The following is a 17124-nucleotide window of genomic DNA, read 5'->3' on the forward strand; positions in this document are numbered from 1 at the left end:
CAATTAACCTAGAACAACGATAACTTCGTTGACGCTGCCTTCAGCTTGAACTGGAACTGCGCCGGTGATGGACTCGCCATTGACAGTGATTGATTTAACGCCCTTGCTAACGGAGCTTGGGTTTTCGACTTTGATGTTGTAGGTCGCACCTAGCCATTGGCGTGATACTTCAAAACCTGGCCAGCTGGTCGGAATACATGGGTCAATCGTTAAGCCATCAAAACCAGTTCGCACACCCAAAATGAAGTTTGTAACAGCAAAGTAAGCCCAACCAGAGGTGCCCGTTAACCATGGGTGGTTTGCACGACCATGATCTTGGTGATCGCGGCCCATAATGAACTGTACGTATGAGTAAGGTTCAGCAATACGCTTGTCGATGATGTCATTCTGATTGTATGGATTAAGGGCATCGTAAAACTTCATGGCGCGGTCACCGCGGCCCAATTTAGCTTCTGCAACCCAAGCCCAAGGGTTAGGGTGTGAGAAAATAGCACCGTTCTCTTTGACGCCTTGGTAAACGCGCGTGACGAAGCCGATATCATCGTTTGGTGTCGCGAAAGAAGGCGCATTGAGATGCAGACCATATTCAGAGAACAAGTTTTCATCTACTGCGTCCATCGCTTGTTCACCGCGCTGTTGAGAGACTGCGCCAGAGAGTACCGCGAGCGTATTTGACTCAAGATGAACACGGCCTTCTTCTTGCTGCGCAGTGCCAATCTTGTCGCCATTTTTAGTCAGACCACGAATGTACCAACCGCCTTCGTCGTCCCACAGGTGCGTTTCACACGCTTCGCGCACGTTGGCTGCCATTTGTGTGTATTTCTCAACATCGGCATCGCGACCTAGGTACTTAGCTAAATCGATAAACTCTTGTAGTGCCCAGAAATGTAGGAAGGAAACCATCGATGATTCGCCACCACCCAGGTTCAAACAGTCGTTCCAGTCGGCGCGAAGGCCTTTACATATGCCCGTTTGACCCACGTATTCAGCCGAGAAATCAAGCGCAGCTTTCATGTGATCATAAACGCTAGCGTCACCGCCATCAGCGTATGGGATCATCTCATCAAAGAAGCTGTGCTCACCAGTTTCCATCACGTACTTACAAATGGTCGGCACCAACCATAAATGGTCGTCTGAACAAGTATCTTCAATGCCGTGGATCTTGTCTTCGTCTGAAGGAGTCGGTACCACAGTCGGAGACTTTGACGGTTTGACATCGGCTTTTTCTGGATCGAACCAGTCGGGATCAAACAGGTGTAAACCGTAGCCAGCTTTGACCTGACCTCGCAGTAAATCGACTAAGCGTTTGCGTGTCATTGCCGCATTAGAATGTGGTACAGAGATAGCGTCTTGCGCGGTATCGCGGTAACCCAGACCAGTACGGCCACCCACCTCGATAAAGGAAGCAAATCGAGACCAAACCACACAGGTTTCTGCTTGGTAGAGGGTCCACGTATTGATCATGGTGTCGAGGCCTTCATTCGGCGACTTAACTTGGAACTTGGCGCAGCGCTCATCCCAGTGAGCTTTAATACCTGCAAACGCCGCATCGACGTTGGCCAAATCTTGGTATTTGGTGCGCAGACGTTCACCATTGCCTTTACCAATACCAAGAATGTAGGCAAAACGCACCTCTTCTCCTGGTTGGATAGTGAACTGTTTATGCAGTGAACCACAATGGTTGTAACAAGTTTGCGCACTGTTGAAGCACTGGCCTTGTTCAACGGCGATAGGGTTAGCTTCATCGCGGTAGAGACCGAGGAAACTATCGCGCTGACCGTCATATGAATCTGGGTCAAATGTTGATGCTAGGTAGTAGAAACCTTCGAAATCATTGGTGTTGTAATACAAGTCGTATTCAATCACCCCTTGGCGGTATGAGGTCCCCGCAGAGTAGAGCGACATCTGGTGATTTTGATTGTCTGACTGAATATGGCTAAATGAAAATTCAACGAAGGAGAAAGCGCTAATCGTACGCGGTTTATCTGATGTGTTTTTGATCACCACATCCCAAATTTCTGCGTCTTCACCTTTAGGGACAAACAGGGTCTTGGTCGCTTCAATGCCGTTGTAGTCACACTTAAATTTAGAGTAAGACAAGCCATGACGGACTTCGTAGCTGGCTTCATCGAGACTTTTTGCCACCGGCTGCCATGAAATAGACCAGTAATCACCACTTTGGTCATCACGCAGGTAAACGTAATGGCCTGGGCGGTCAAACGTCGCATTAGGGCGAAATTTAGTGACTCGGTTATATTCTGGTGAATTATAGAAAGAGTAACCGCCAGCATTGTGTGAGATAACCGTGCAAAACTTCTCGGTACCCAAGTAGTTGGTCCATGGCGCAGGGACATCAGGACGTGTGATGACGTATTCACGATTGTCGTTATCGAAATAGCCGTATTTCATGTTAATTTCCTTTTTACCAAGCTACCACTTTGGTAGCCAAAACGTTTAAAGCTAGTGAAAACGGCGAATGATGGTCATTCGCGGTGATGGTTATTTCCAAGGTGGTCGATATTCAATCTTTTGTTTATCGAGCAGCGGCAAGTGACCTTTTAACCGCGCCAGATAGTCGAGCCAGTTGCGTTGTGATTTTTCTGTCCAACAAGCTTCCGCTAATGCGGTTAATCGAGGGAAAATCATATAGTCGAGGCGTGACTGGTGAGTGACAATCTCACTCCACAGCGCGCACTGAATACCTAAAATACGTTTACGAATAGGGTCGTTGTCGGGGACTTGCGCTAAAGGCTCATAGCGGTAAGCATTTTCAAGTGGAATCACTGCCGCCCAATCAACGCCTGGCTCTTCAGGTCTGTAGTCTTGCGTCATATCGAGATAGGTTGATTGGCCAGGTTGTAAGACCACGTCAAAACCTTGCTTGGCGCAGTTGAGGGCCGCCTCTTCGCTCAACCAAGAGTAGATAACGGTATCCTTACTGACTTTGTTACCATGCTGTGCTTCTTCCCAACCGACCATGCGTTTGCCTAAAGAACGAAGCTTCTTCTCTGCATAGCGCAGCAGGTGACCTTGCAAATCTTTAGCGCAGCGGTAGCCGTGCTGTTGCATCAATTGCTGACAAGCTGGGCTTTCTAACCAAACACCATCGGGCACTTCATCAGCACCGATGTGTATCCAAGGGGAAGGGAACAGATCTGCGACCTCTTCAAGTACCTTGTCTAAAAACTGATAGGTGCCGGGTAGCGCCGGAGAAAGCACATTATCGTTGTAATGTTGAATGCTGCGATATTGAGAGGAATCTTGTCGATCGACAAGCAGATCAGGCAGCGATTTGAGCGCCGCGCGGCAGTGACCTGGGATGTCGATCTCAGGAATAATGTTAATCCCACGCTGTTTCGCGTATTCAATCACCTCGATAACCTCTTGCTGCGTGTAATAGCCGCCGTAGGTATGCGCGAGACTACTAAACTGAGGCTCAAGTGGATGATTAGCCCCACGATAGGCGCCACATTCAGTCAGTTGTGGAAAGGCTTTGATTTCGAGTCGCCAGCCTTCGTCATCGGTAAGGTGCCAATGGAAGGTATTAAATTTGTAGTGTGCTAATTGGTTGATTAAACGCTTAACCATGTCGACCGAATGGAAATGACGGGCGCAGTCGAGCATCATACCGCGGTACTTAAAGCGTGGTTTATCGCAAATTTTTACATAAGGTAGGGTGAGTGTACTGAGGTCCTCATCATGATCGATAAGCTGCAATAAAGTTGCGCTGGCATGAACAAACCCTGAGCGTGATCCCGCCTCAAGCCGTACGCCAGAACCAGTAATACTGATTTGGTATTCACCCTCGTCTAAGGTTGGGTTGTTACGATAGATGATGTCACTTTGACCGACCGTTTGGGCGCGAAACTGATAGAGGCGTTCGATCTCTTGTTGTAACCACGTCGCGGCATGCTCGGCCAGTGAAGCTTGGAGCGTGATTTGGCTCGAAGTGGTTAAGTGAAACTTGCCATCAAGCAGTTCGATTCGGTTTGGCTTGGGGATCACCGCGAGCGCCGCAGGCTCAACGGAGGGCAGTTCGCTTTTTTCACGATAGGGTGAGGCCAGCATTATCGGCGTTAACGTCACCGTGTGCTGAGTCGCACCGCCATCAGCAATAATCAGCGCGTCTTTTAATCCATCGGTGTAAAAGCGCAGCGGCGCCGTGTTAATACTAAATTCGCAATAATAGTGTTGATTGGCAGGCAGCACTGCACGGTCAGGCGTTAGACAACAGAAACTGCCAGTCTGTTTGATAGCGCCGTGAGTAAAACTGTCGGGCTGAATAAATCGGTCGATAATGAACTGGAGGTGCCAGTCTGTGAGATCTTGGTCGCTGAGATTGTGCAGTGTCAAACCAAAGCGGCAAAAATGCTTTTTCTCGGCAAGTACGGCAAGTTCGACTCGATAGCTCATATTCGTATTCCTTAATACAAATTGTGTTCAGGCTTGCCAGCAAACATTAAGGCGCCTTCAATAGCGTCATACTGCGGCTCAACAATCCAAGCTTGAACAGGAGGCGATAACCAAGCTTTGATGCGCTCGGCGATACTGCCCATTAAACAGATACGCGTCGCCCCTTGGCGATTGAGCGCTACGAGAAACATTTCAATATCGGCAGCGGTGTGCTTGAGCATGGCAATGGCGAGAGTGTCCCCTTGAGCTGCGTGTTGAAAAATAGCCGGTGAAAATTGGCCATAATCGCGCGGTAGTGCGTGTTTAGACCAACTAACAATTTGGTCGATGTCATGGTTGAAGTGTTGCATTACGTGCTCTGTGAGCGGTGTTGCTTGACCAATTCCGTCTTGAACCAACAGCACCTGTTGAATCAAGCGCAGTCCCATGACAGCGCCGCCGCCTTGATCGGAAATAGGAAATTCGCGTCCGCCAACAACGTGTTGTTGCCCATCTGCGAGATAGATACCACACGATCCGGTGCCGGCGATCATAATCGCGCCTTCATCGCCTTGGTGTGCACCCACACAGGCGCCATAAGCATCGGTATTAAGGACTATCGAAGCGAAAGGGTGCGCGACTTGCATAAATTCAAACCACGCGTTTTTTTGCTCTGCGCCAGCAAGTGCAAGCCCTACATCCATGTCGGCAAAAGCTGACGCACTTAAACCGCCTTGAGCGGCGGCTTGCGTAATCGCGTCAACAATTGATGTCATGGCTGTTTCGACACCGAGTAATATATTGGCGCTGCCGCTTTTGCCTTCACCAATTAATTGACCATGTTGATCTCGAATGCGAGCACGGCAAGAGGTGCCACCACCGTCAATTCCGACTAGATACTGGCTCATGATTGACACCCCTTAAAGTAGTGGTACTGATGAGAAATGGCGAGTAAGTACCATGCGCCGTGAGGAATCCACTGCTCTCCCCAGCGCCAGTTTTGCAACATGTCCTCTTTTTGTGGTTCAGGATTGAAAGCGATATCTTGCTCATCCTCAAACCCACCAGTGATACCGTTACACACGCCGCCTTTTGCGTTGAAAAAACCCAGCTGAGGCAAGTAATCTGGGTTGTTATGCCCGTGGCCGTCGAGCATGCACATATGGTACGGATTAAGGCCAACAATCCAGTTAAGGCTGTTTTGGCTAAACTTGAGTAAGCGTTGCTGCGTGTCGGTCTGTTGAAGATAAGGTAAGGCACAAAAGGCCATGGCACTAAGAGACCCTAAACGGGCATTTTCACCTTGCCACCAGTAGCCAGATTCATTGTTATGCGCAACGAAGTAGGCGTCGCGCTTGGCTTCAGTTAGCCCTTTAACATATTGACGTGGGTAACCAAATGGGTTGGCCACTTGGGTGGTAATGCTGAGTTCAAACTCGACGGCGCGAGCAATGGTCTGTTTTGCCACCGCCGCTTTATCGCTATCTGTTTCGATCTTTAAGTATTGGCATAGCGCAATCACCGGCAGGCCTGCTTCTGCAGCGTGATAGTAAGGTCGGCTGCCATCGTGATTGGCTGACCAAAAATGCGTTTGTTGTTCATCGCTGCATTGACGTAGCTGGAGGCGTTCGCTCCAGTAACGACTCTCTGCTAAATAGTCGTCGTTGCGGGTGGTTCGATATAACTCGACCGCTGCAAGCAGTGCGCAATATTCATCGATAATGTTCTCTTGACCATCATCAAGATAATCAAGATTGTGCTGTTTGAGATGCCTGTATCCGGTTTGGGCTGCATTGAGGTAGTCGGTCTGAGTATATTGTCCGCTTTCATCAAGGCGCGCTGCGGCGGCAAGGGCTGCAATTGCCATCCCGCCACCTTGGCGAAACCCAGCTTGATAGTCGGCTGTTTTATCACCTTGTTGGGTTTGATAGGCGCAAATTTCACGTTGGTTGATATCTTTTGACCACTTATCAAACACCGTCATGTAGAAAAAGCCAGCTTGGTTTTGCATTCGGACTAAAAAGTCGGCGCCAAACAGCGCTTCTTCGATTAAACGCACGTGAGTGAAAGCCGCGACATCTGCGCTTTGGGCTAATAGCTCAAGTGCAGAAAGCATGTTCCAAACCACCATCGGAGTCTGCTGTGGGTTGAGATAATTGGCGTATGAGAGATGGCTGAGATACTTACTGATATCACCGGAGGCGTCATACCAGCCGCCATGGACATCGACCTGTTCGTCACTGCCCAATAAAGGAATATGATGATCTTGTTTGTCAAAACGGCCACCACAACGCTGTGATTTAAAGTAGTGCAACACGTCGGAAAAAGTGTTGTTAAACAACAGCCCAGTTACGAGCGAGAAAATCTCTGAGCGAAGGTTGTCTACCTTAAGGTAGTAGTTACCCGTTTGTTCAAAGTGCGAGAAATCAATGCGAAAAAAATACCCTTGGTGCCAATGTGCAACCTTAGTGCCTTTCTCAATGGCAAAAGTCGCGACAGTTTGATGGCTATCGGCACAGACTAACAGTGCAGTGGTAGAAGATAGACGCGCTTTACGAGTCATCAAAACAGCCTGCTTTGGCCCAAGGGGTTCATAACCAATATGGTTAGTAAGTAGCAGCATTAAACTCTCCGAAACATTTATTCATTATTGTTATTGAGCCAAGAGCGCACTCTTGGCTCTGTCGGTTAATTTTCGTATAAGTAGCAACGTACAAAGTGGTTGTCAGACAACTGAGTCACCTCAGGTAATTTCTCACGACACTTGTCGCTAGCTTGCTGACAACGACCTGCAAACGGACAGCCAACAGAAGCGGGGGTCCAAAGTGGAATTTCCCCTTTATTGCCCTTGAGCTTCTCGTGGATCGACTTACTTGGATCAGGTACTGCCGAAACCAGCAGTTGAGTGTAGGGGTGCTGAGGATCGTGAATGATCTCTTCGGTGTCGCCCCATTCAACCATATGACCGACGTACATAACGGCAAGATCTTCGGCGATATAACGAGCCGTGGCGATATCGTGAGTGATGTAAAGCAGAGACATCTGTTTCTCAAACTTCATCTCTTCCATCAGGTTCAATACACCAGCACGAATCGAGACATCCAGCATAGAGGTTGGCTCATCAGCAAGAACCACTTCGGCGCCAACCGCAATGTTACGTGCGAGATTGACACGCTGACGTTGACCACCGGAAAGTTGATGTGGGAACTTCTGCGCGGTTTCTTTTGGTGGAATTAATCCCACTTGTTCAAGCAAGTCATAGACGCGTTCTTCGAGCTCTTTTTTGTTGCTCGGAGACACCTTGTGGTGAATCAATAAAGGACGCGCAATATGGTGAAAAATATTATGCGTTGGATTTAATGAACCGAACGGGTCTTGCCATACCATTTGCACACCTTCGCGGTAGTGCATGAGCTCTTTTTTGGTTGTGATATCTTGAATATCGCGACCTTTGTACTCGATAACGCCATCGGTTGGGGCGTACATCTTGGCGATCATTTTCGCCGTGGTTGATTTGCCAGATCCTGACTCACCCACCACAGAAAGACCGCGGCTTTTGTACATTTTGAATGATACGTCGTTGATCGCACGCATCAGAGGTTGTTTTAGTGCGTTACTGTTGATTGGAAAATCTTTGACTAGATTTTTGCCTTCAATCAGTAGTTCGCCAAATGCTTTGCTCATAATTCTCTCCAGTAATATTCGTTCTTATTTATCAATCAATTGCTAGAGCTTGGCTTGAGCAATGGTTTCACCGTAAAGATGGCAATTTGAGAAACGATTTGGCTCAACTTGTCTTAACGCGGTCGGTACCTTAGTACAGGCTTCATGCACGCGGTCACAGCGAGCTTGAAAGCGACAACCTTGCGGAATTTCCAACAAGTTGAGAGGGTTGCCTGGAATACCGGTTAACTTGGTTTTTGGGCCGATTAATGGAGGAAAAGAACTGCCCAACCCTTTGGTGTAAGGGTGGAAAGGCGTTTGCAAAATCTCTTTAGAAGGTGCGACTTCGATTAATTCGCCCGAGTACATGATGCCAATTCGGTCTGAGAACTCGACCATCAGTGACAAGTCATGGGTAATGAACAAAATAGAGAAGCCAAACTCTTCTTTTAAAGCGTAGATTTTTTGCAGAATCTCGCGCTGTACCACTACATCCAGTGCCGTTGTTGGCTCATCCATGATGATCATTTTTGGATTCAGTGCTAACGCAATCGCAATCACCAAACGCTGGCGCATACCACCAGAGAATTGGTGCGGGTAGTCGGTTAAACGACTTGGGTGGATATCAACGATTTCCAGCAGACCTTCTGCACGCTTACGTGCCTGTTCACGAGTCATATTGGTGTGACGCATGATGACGTCACAAAATTGATCTTCCATGGTCAAGACTGGGTTAAGCGCATTCATCGCACTCTGGAACACCATTGACATTTCACTCCAGCGGAAAGATTGCATTCTTTCGTCGCTGTATTGGAGGATATTTTCGCCGTTGAAGATGACCTCACCACCGCTAATATACGCGGGCGGCTTATGTAAGCGCATCAGCGAGAAGGCAACCGTCGATTTACCACAACCAGACTCTCCGGCAAGGCCAAAAACCTCGCCTGGAGCAATATCGAAGCTGACATTGTTACAGGCGCGCACGTCGCCAGCATCGGTAATATAATCAACGCAGAGATTGCGGATCGAAATAAGTGGATTCGTCATAATTATTTATCTCCGCTCCAAAGTGCATTTTGTGGTGCTAGTTGATCTGGTTTGCGCTGTTGCTTGTCTTGTTGAGCCAGTTTTTTCCAACGCTTCATACCCTTATGAGAGCGAAGCTGAGGGTTGGCGATTTCGTCAACGGCAAAGTTAAGCAGAGCAAGGCCAGTAACAAGAATGGTTAATGCGACACAAGGAGCAAGTACTTCCCACCAGGCGCCAATCAGCATTGCTGAAGAGGTTTGAACGTTGTACAGCATGATGCCCCAACTGATGGTACTTGGGTCGCCAAGGCCAAGGAATGAAATGATCGACTCCATACCAATGGCATACATCACCGAGCCGATAAAGCTCGCGCCAACGATAGGAATTAAGTTAGGTAAAATCTCAACGAAGATGATTCGGAATGAAGACTCACCCAGTACTTCCGCCGCTTTAACAAACTCTTTTTCACGTAAGGCAAGAGTCTGTGAGCGGATAACCCTTGCTCCCCACGCCCAGGAGGTACAGCCGATAATAATGGCAATGGTTAGAGGCCCAGCCTCACCGATAAAGGCCGCTAAAACAAACAGTAGTGGGTATTGCGGAATAACTAACATGATGTTCATCGCGGCGGTTAATATGTCATCAACCCGTCCACCAAAGTAACCCGCAGAAATTCCGATAACGGTGGCTAAGAAACACACTGTCAAACCCGCGCCGAAGCCGACACCAAGAGAGATACGTGCGCCGTAAACCAGTTGAGACCATATATCGCGGCCCATGCGACTGGTACCTAATGTATGATCGGCCTTTTTCGACATGATCATTGTGCGGCGGTCAGTCGCTAAGTTCTCTGCGACCCAACCCGTTGGATTCGCTTGCGCCGCTTTTACGACTGACGCAGGGTATTCATGAGGATTACCGGTGCGCTTGTCTGGAGCGTGTTTAGTAATCAACGGGGCCGCGATTGCCATGAAAATAAATAGCGAGACAATGGCTAAGCCAATACGAGCGTAGGCATTACCTAAGATGAGTTTAAATAGAGATTTCATAATTATTTCCCTCCCTTACGCAAGCGAGGATCAAGGACAACGTAAAGCATGTCGGCGATTAAGTTAAACGACAGCATAAATAGCGTCATGATGATCAACTGGCCCTGAAGAACTTGGTAATCACGTGCGTGAATCGCATTCAATAACACAGTGCCAAGGCCTGGGTAGTTAAAGATAATTTCAATGATCAACTGACCACCGATAGCCATACCAAGTGACATCGACAGAGCGGTGACACTTGGTAGTAGTGCATTGCGCGCAGCGTAGTTGAATACCACGCGGTTTTCGCTCAGCCCTTTGCCCTTTGCCATCGTGATGTAGTCTTCGGCCAGTAAGTTGATCATGTTGTTACGCATGTTGACCAAGAAGCCGCCGATTTGAATGATAGAGGCACAGAAGAGAGGCAACACGGCATGGTAGCCGACGTCTTTATAGAACTCCCAGCTTGTCCAGTCTGGTGTGGTGCCAGCGGTGTAGGCATAGCCAGTTGGGAACCACTTCAAGCCGATGGCGAAAATGAACAGCGCTAGCATTGCGATAACCACTTGAGGGACAGCTTGGATAATCAGCATGCCAGGTGTTACAAACGCATCGTATTTACTCCCTCGTTTCCAAGCGGCAAAGATACCTAGCGTAGAGCCAATAGAGAAAGAGAGGATAACAGCACTACCTGCAAGGAAGAGTGACCAACCAAATGCGCCGCCCAGAAGCGTATTAACTGAAAGAGGGTAAAATTGGATTGAAGTCCCCAATTCCCAGCTCAGAATGTTTTTCATGTAGGCAATGTACTGTACGAACAGGCCACCATCGACAAAGCCGAGCAGTTCTTTCATTGCCGCGATACGTTCTGGCGTTACCTGAACGGATGCATTAGCAAACATCATGGTGACTGGATCACCTGGCATTGCCCGAGGAATAATAAAGTTTAAAGTCGCAGCAACTAACAGCGCGACAAAATAGAACGACAAACGTCTTAAAAAATAACCCATAACTCACACCTTACTTACCCAGATTTTCCCTGTTTCTGGTTTCAGGTCGCTCCTAGCTAAACTACAAATTTGGAGCGAAAAATCCCCTGACGACGGGCGTCATACTTTAAACAAGCTAAAGAGTGGGGATTGAGCGGCGCACAGAAAATGCGCCGCAAGATTGAACAACGACTTATTGAACTGGTTTTAGGTCCAGTACATGCAGTAGACGTTCTGGGATACCAGCCCAAATATTTGGACGACCTTGTGGATTCTCTTCGTTCCACCAACCCGTGAAGCGAGTTGTGTTGTATTGGTACATGTAAGCACCAGACATCACTGGAATCGTAACTTGGTCAGCCGCAATGATTTGCTGGATGCCGTGAGCGATTTCTAGCTGCTCATTCTTATCAGCGGTTTTGTAGAAGCTGTTAAGAAGACCATCTAGCTTGTCGTTCTTGTAGAAGTGCATCGCGAAACGAGGCATACCATCACCCGCTTGTAATGCCGAGTTATATGCACTGTTCCAGTAGGTATGCGGATCGGCACCATGGAAGTAGTTGGTGTACGCTACGTCATACGTTCCTTCTAGCATCGCTTGGTTGTAGACAGAGAAATCAGGAGTGCGAGCTTTCGCTTTGATTCCTACTTCTGCAAGCTGTTCAACCGCAAGCTGTACTGTGTTATTGAAATCAGTCCAACCGTTTGGTGATTGAATCAGAAGCTCAAATGACTGACCTGATGGAGTGTCAACGAAACCATCGTTGTTGACATCTTTAAAGCCGGCTTTTTTAAGCAGCGCTTTCGCACCCTCTTCATTGTACGTGTTGTAACCTTTGTACTTACCGTGGGTATTTTCGTCAGACCAAGCTTCAAATGCGTAACCAAGGCCAGAAGCGAAATCATTCACTGTACCGCCGCCGTAGAAAGCGATATCAATGATAGTTTGACGGTCAAGCGCCATAGAGAATGCACGACGGAAGTCGACGTTAGTCAGTGCTTCGTTCTTCGCTGCGTCTGGGTTTTTGAAGTTCACGACGAATGCTTGAGTGCCTGATGGCGGGTACCAGTACTGGTGGTTTGGACTTGATGCTGCGTAAGTACGATCGATGTCTGGAATGAATGAAGAAGTCCAGTCCATTTCACCGTTAACCACTTTACCCAAGAACTGGTCGTTGTTAGCGATTTGTGGCACACGTAAACAGTCAATATCTAGGTTGTCTGCATCCCAGTAATTTGGGTTGGCACACTGGATGTAAAGTTGCGCTGTGAACGTATCGATCTCAGTGAAAGGACCAGAACCTACTGGGTTTTCGTTAGTAAATGACGCAGGATCTTTGATATCTTTCCATACGTGCTGAGGTACAACGGGTACTTTGGCAATTTCGTAAGGAACGTTTGAGTTCGCTTCTGTTAGGCGGAATTTAACTTGGTAGTCATTGAGTTTCTCAACACTGGTCACCCAAGAGTTAATACCACTTTGGTCCAGTTCAGGCTTCTCTTTAACTAAGTTGAATGAGAATACTACGTCGTTTGCATCAAATGTTTCACCGTCTGACCATTTTACGCCTTTACGAATGTCGAAAGTAACACTCATTAGGTCGTCAGACATTTTGTAGTTTTCTGCTAAACGGAATACTGGAGTGTTACCGTGCATTTCGTTAAACACGACAAGAGGCTCATACATAAAGTCTGTTGTTGTGTGCAGGTTGGTTGCACCCAAGAACGGGTTAAAGTTACGTACAAAAGTCGTAAATTCTTTAGGGTGTACAGTTAATTCACTGCGCTCAGCTGCTGTTGCAACAGAGGCAAAGCCTGTTGTTGCTGTAGCAATAATTGCTGTTGCTAGTGCTGTTTTTTTTATGTTGGCAAGCATAGCTGTTCCTTACTATTTGCTTTCATTTCACTAATGGATGGAATGTCATCAATTGATAAACACTCACTAAGGTCTACCTCTATCGTTAAAATCAAATCGGAGGAGATTTAATTTCGAGAGTGGCCTGTAGTCCTTAGGCAAGGGTAAGAAGACACCTTAATGTTAAAATACGCAATCGCTATTCCCGTCAAAAACGTAAAAACTGCGCCATTCCACGTCAATACTGTTAAAAAACGTCATTGTGTTTAATTTTTGCACCAAAAACTGGCTTTGAACTCGGTCGCACAATGCTTTTTTTAAGCTTATTGGTGTGAGCGCTTACTTACTCTTCAGGTCTTTATTTAAATGTTTTTTTTTGGCGTTAGTCTTTGGGTGAGATCTAAGTCACGTGTGGTCTTGACGATTAATTCTCGTGGTTAAATAAAAACTGCCGTCTTGTTGTGATTGGTATCGCAATCTGAGTTCTTTGTGCCAGTTTTAGCATCAAAACACCACTGGCAAAGCTTAAATGGGCGTAATTTAAGCGGTGGTTATACTGTAGGAATATAGGTTGTTTTACGTAGCGTATTAACTCTTTCGTCAGTGAAGTTACGCTTAGCGATGGGATAAAAAAAGCCCGCATAAGCGGGCTTCATCGTGTTGACTCGTTCGGACTTAGCTCGTCAGTAAGTGCTGTAATTTATCTTTTAGCGCCTCGATGTGGGCGCGCTCAGGGCTCTGCTCATTGCAATGCTCAAGAATGTAATCGAGAGAGCTAAGCACCGTTCGCCAGCGTGGGGTTTTTGGTAGCGTCTCTGGTCGAAGGTATTTGTCGAGCGTTCTTGTTTGTAAGGTACTGCGATCAAGATAAACGCGCCACAGACCACTTTGCTCAGCAAAGGCAAATTTGGTTTGTCCTGTCACCGACTCCCAGTAATCCAAAGCGCTGGTCATCGCATCAACCAGTACCTCACGCATCACTTCTTGCTTGGATTTGTTGTCACCCGCGACACGATCAGCCAAACGGGTAAACTCACCGCCGAGCTCTTTCAATTCCTGTAGCTTCGCTCGGTCGCCTTCAAATGCAAAGCTGGATAGCGCTTCGATTGCGGTTTCGAGGTTGTTGATGCGGTTCATATTAATGCCGCCGCCGACATTAAAGATATACATTGAGCGTAATCCAGAGCCCGGGGGTAATTTGAGAATATCTGCCGAGAGGTGCTGTCTGACATCTTCAACATAGATATCGATTTGGCCACAATAGTGTTCTTGTTCAACATTGAGGAACTTAGGAGCGATGATCTCATCAGCGGTTGAGCGTTTGAGTTGTTCTGTAGAACGTTTGAACAGTTTCGAGGCGGCTTCGTTGGCAAAGCGAATCTTGTTATCGTCGCGAACACAAATAATCGCTTCAGGTGCTGTCTCTAATTGCTCGAGCAGACGGCCTTGAGTTTCAAGCAAGCCCGCTTCTACCATTGCACGCTGCTTGAGTTCGTGTTGTAGCTGCTGATTTTCAATACGGCGTTGCTCGGCTTTGCTCGCCGTGAGATGAGCAACGATACGCGCCGCTAGTTCTTGTTTATTGAATGGTTTAGGCAAATAGTCATTTGCGCCAACACTGAATCCGCGCACACGGTCATCGGTCTGATTTAGCGCGGTAAGCATGATGATCGGTAACTCAGCGTGATCATAGGTTTGACGTAGCGTCTCACACACTTGATAGCCACTCATGCCAGGCATCATGATATCGAGCAGCATCAGTTCAGGTTTTTCCTTATTGATCGCCTCAAGCGCTTCATAACCATCTTTAGCGGTGCGAACACGATACCCTTCAAGGCGTAGGAAGCTATCAAGGACACGTAGGTTTACGGGTTCGTCATCAACCACCAGTAGCAGTGGGCCGTTACTGTTCTCTGGTAAGTTAGTTGGTTCTTCGAACTCGATGTCGTTATTTTCTGGTACTTTAAAGTGCGGCGCTTCATAGTGGTGAGTTGCTTGGATTTGCTCTTGCGTAGCCAACGGTAGTGTAAAACTAAAGGTGGTGCCAACCATTGGCTGACTACTCACATACAATGAGCCTTGCATTAATTCGATCAATTGACGGCTAATGGACAGACCTAACCCCGCTCCTTGACGATAACGGGTTGAATCATTGCCCGCTTGAATTAAGGGTTCAAAGATGTTCTCAAGTTGATCGGCGGGAATCCCTTGGCCAGTATCGACCACCTGCACGCGGATTTGATCATCGATCACACCGGCAGAGATGACAATTTTGCCTTCACTGGTGTATTTGATCGCATTACCAACCAGGTTATACAGCACTTGCTCAAGACGCTGCGGATCCGCGCTGACCCAAACGGGATCTTTTGGCACTTGGTTGATTATTCGAATGGGCTTATTACCCAGTAGGTGTGACGATAGCTCCAAAACCAAGCGGGTCGATCCGGCTAGATCAACGGCGCAGGTTTCGATGTCTAAATTGCCATAGCGCATTTTGTGATAATCAAGTAAGTCGTCAACTAAGGTCGCCAAACGCTGGCCACTGTTAATAATAATGTCGAGTTGATATTTGTGCTCGGCTGTTATTGGTCCATTGGCGCCAGAGGCTAACGCTTCAGCAATTCCCACCATGCCGTGCAGTGGCGTACGTAACTCGTGCGAGGTGGTCGCAAGGAATTCATCTTTGAGTTTATTGGCCAGTTGCAGCTCGTCATTCTGCTTTTGAATCAACTTAATGTTACTTTCTAGCTCTTTGTTTTGTTGTTTGATGAGCAGGATTTTTTCTCGGATAGAGCGCTGCATACGTTCAAAGCTGACCGCTAGGCGGCCAATCTCATCTTTACGCTGGGTGTTGATCATATCGGCATCAAGATCGCCCGCCGAGACTTTCTCTGCAGCCCAGGTTAATTTGAGCAAAGGAGAAGTAATAAAGTTAGATAAGTAGTGTGATGCCATCACAACCAGCAAAATAGCAATAAGCATGGCAAAGACAAACACGGTTTCAAGTTGGTGCACACGAGCAAAGGCAACTTTCTCTGGCACTTCGACGACGATCGCCCAGTCAATGCCTTTGACGGAAATCGGGCTATAGGCCGCAATGATAGACTCATTGTCAGTATTCGAATAGGTCCCCACATTGGTCAGGCCTGATAGCGCTAAATCAATGACGGCTTTACTCTTATCAATATCTTGCTGCTGATAAGCAAGCGAACGCGATTGATGGTCACTGCCAACCAATAAAGTGCGTTTGGGATTATTCGGATCATCGGCGATGAGTTTGGTAATGCCGTTGTTTGGTAAGCGGAACATGGCAAAACTGTGCAGGTAACCTTGTTGAATGATTGGGGCGCCAAGCCAAGCGACCGATTTACCGTCTTCGGCTGAAAAGTCAGAGATGATCACTGGCGTGAAATCTTCGTTGGTCTTACGTTTTTCATTAACAAGATTGCGCAGTTTGGCAAAGGTTTGACCAAGGTTGTTATCTTTATAACGGCCAGTAAGTAGATTGGTGGCAAAATTGTCATGCTTGTAGATGGAGTAAGTTACGTTACCATCGCGATCGACGAGTAAGACGTCATCAAAGTCAGAACGTTTGAGCAGTTCTAGATAGGCCCAATGGTAGCGTTTGTGCAACAAACGGTAGCGTTCTGTACCATTAAATACGCTCGATTGTGGCAGTATCGAGGTTTTAATTTGGTCCCCTGAGCCTTGGATGTAGCGCTGCTGAGCGTTTTTACGCGCTTGTTCAATATCTAAGCCTAAATTACTAAACGCATTGACCAAACCATAGAAACGACCACCACTGGCATACGCAAGTTCAGAGCGGACGAAGCCCATCACCTCAGATTCTTTGGCATATAAGTAATCAATCACCTGCTGCTGCTTGCTGTCGCGCACTGACACTAGGTGCGAGGTGCTCTGCTCTTGAAGATCCTTGGTATGGGACTGCAAGAAAAAGATCGCAATGATGGTAAGTGGGGTAATACTCAAGACCAAAAACGCCCACATTAACGTACTTTGCAGACGCTTAAATTTCTGCTTTCGATACAACTTAAACATGATTTCTCTAGACTTTCCGTGCGAATGCGGCTTACCAGAACGTCGTGAGTACTAGCAAGCAAGACAAAAACGTTATTTTTAATATGACAAAACTAACGAGTTTTTTTAC

10 protein-coding genes are annotated in these 17124 nt (G+C 47.3%); all 10 read right to left on the reverse strand.

All coding sequences use genetic code 11. The features are described 5' to 3' along the window. Positions 1–3: 3 nt before the first annotated feature. Entirely contained in the window at positions 4–2409 is a 2406-nt protein-coding gene (locus tag ViNHUV68_RS02245) for a GH36-type glycosyl hydrolase domain-containing protein (protein WP_391089104.1), read from the reverse strand. 90 nt (positions 2410–2499) lie between these two features. Further along, a complete protein-coding gene (locus ViNHUV68_RS02250; RefSeq protein WP_391089105.1) occupies positions 2500–4413 on the reverse strand; it encodes a family 20 glycosylhydrolase in 1914 nt (637 codons plus the stop codon). An 11-nt stretch (positions 4414–4424) separates the two neighbouring features. Continuing rightward, positions 4425–5300 carry an N-acetylglucosamine kinase gene (locus tag ViNHUV68_RS02255; RefSeq protein ID WP_100752479.1) on the reverse strand — a complete coding sequence of 292 codons (876 nt, stop codon included), beginning with the start codon at positions 5298–5300 and terminating at the stop codon, positions 4425–4427. Then, a complete protein-coding gene (locus tag ViNHUV68_RS02260) occupies positions 5297–7015 on the reverse strand; it encodes a glycoside hydrolase family 9 protein (RefSeq protein ID WP_391089107.1) in 1719 nt (572 codons plus the stop codon). Before ViNHUV68_RS02260 ends, ViNHUV68_RS02255 begins: the two co-directional genes overlap by 4 nt. A gap of 65 nt (positions 7016–7080) precedes the next feature. Beyond that, positions 7081–8076 carry an ABC transporter ATP-binding protein gene (locus tag ViNHUV68_RS02265; protein WP_038173876.1) on the reverse strand — a complete coding sequence of 332 codons (996 nt, stop codon included), beginning with the start codon at positions 8074–8076 and terminating at the stop codon, positions 7081–7083. A 42-nt stretch (positions 8077–8118) separates the two neighbouring features. Beyond that, the gene (locus ViNHUV68_RS02270) at positions 8119–9102 is read right to left on the reverse strand and encodes an ABC transporter ATP-binding protein (RefSeq protein WP_038173877.1); all 984 of its coding nucleotides are present in this window, start codon (positions 9100–9102) and stop codon (positions 8119–8121) included. 2 nt (positions 9103–9104) lie between these two features. Beyond that, positions 9105–10133: an ABC transporter permease gene (locus ViNHUV68_RS02275; RefSeq protein WP_038173878.1), complete on the reverse strand. Its 1029-nt coding sequence runs from the start codon at positions 10131–10133 to the stop codon at positions 9105–9107. Between the two features lie 2 nt (positions 10134–10135). After that, positions 10136–11122: an ABC transporter permease gene (locus tag ViNHUV68_RS02280; protein WP_038173879.1), complete on the reverse strand. Its 987-nt coding sequence runs from the start codon at positions 11120–11122 to the stop codon at positions 10136–10138. Between the two features lie 172 nt (positions 11123–11294). Then, positions 11295–12977: an ABC transporter substrate-binding protein gene (locus tag ViNHUV68_RS02285; RefSeq protein WP_391089110.1), complete on the reverse strand. Its 1683-nt coding sequence runs from the start codon at positions 12975–12977 to the stop codon at positions 11295–11297. Positions 12978–13631: 654 nt separating this feature from the next. Further along, positions 13632–17015, reverse strand: coding sequence for a response regulator (locus ViNHUV68_RS02290; protein WP_391089112.1), 3384 nt, complete (start codon positions 17013–17015; stop codon positions 13632–13634). Positions 17016–17124 lie beyond the last annotated feature (109 nt).

Source organism: Vibrio sp. NH-UV-68 (genome assembly GCF_042940635.1).
Taxonomy (GTDB): domain Bacteria; phylum Pseudomonadota; class Gammaproteobacteria; order Enterobacterales; family Vibrionaceae; genus Vibrio; species Vibrio pacinii.

What these genes read in the sequence shown, in the direction of transcription:
- ViNHUV68_RS02250 (WP_391089105.1), bottom strand. Translation starts at nt 4,413, where the DNA reads ATGAGCTATCGAGTCGAACTTGCCGTACTTGCCGAGAAAAAGCATTTT.
- ViNHUV68_RS02280 (WP_038173879.1), bottom strand. Translation starts at nt 11,122, where the DNA reads ATGGGTTATTTTTTAAGACGTTTGTCGTTCTATTTTGTCGCGCTGTTA.
- ViNHUV68_RS02270 (WP_038173877.1), bottom strand. Translation starts at nt 9,102, where the DNA reads ATGACGAATCCACTTATTTCGATCCGCAATCTCTGCGTTGATTATATT.
- ViNHUV68_RS02245 (WP_391089104.1), bottom strand. Translation starts at nt 2,409, where the DNA reads ATGAAATACGGCTATTTCGATAACGACAATCGTGAATACGTCATCACA.
- ViNHUV68_RS02255 (WP_100752479.1), bottom strand. Translation starts at nt 5,300, where the DNA reads ATGAGCCAGTATCTAGTCGGAATTGACGGTGGTGGCACCTCTTGCCGT.
- ViNHUV68_RS02275 (WP_038173878.1), bottom strand. Translation starts at nt 10,133, where the DNA reads ATGAAATCTCTATTTAAACTCATCTTAGGTAATGCCTACGCTCGTATT.
- ViNHUV68_RS02290 (WP_391089112.1), bottom strand. Translation starts at nt 17,015, where the DNA reads ATGTTTAAGTTGTATCGAAAGCAGAAATTTAAGCGTCTGCAAAGTACG.
- ViNHUV68_RS02260 (WP_391089107.1), bottom strand. Translation starts at nt 7,015, where the DNA reads ATGCTGCTACTTACTAACCATATTGGTTATGAACCCCTTGGGCCAAAG.
- ViNHUV68_RS02285 (WP_391089110.1), bottom strand. Translation starts at nt 12,977, where the DNA reads ATGCTTGCCAACATAAAAAAAACAGCACTAGCAACAGCAATTATTGCT.
- ViNHUV68_RS02265 (WP_038173876.1), bottom strand. Translation starts at nt 8,076, where the DNA reads ATGAGCAAAGCATTTGGCGAACTACTGATTGAAGGCAAAAATCTAGTC.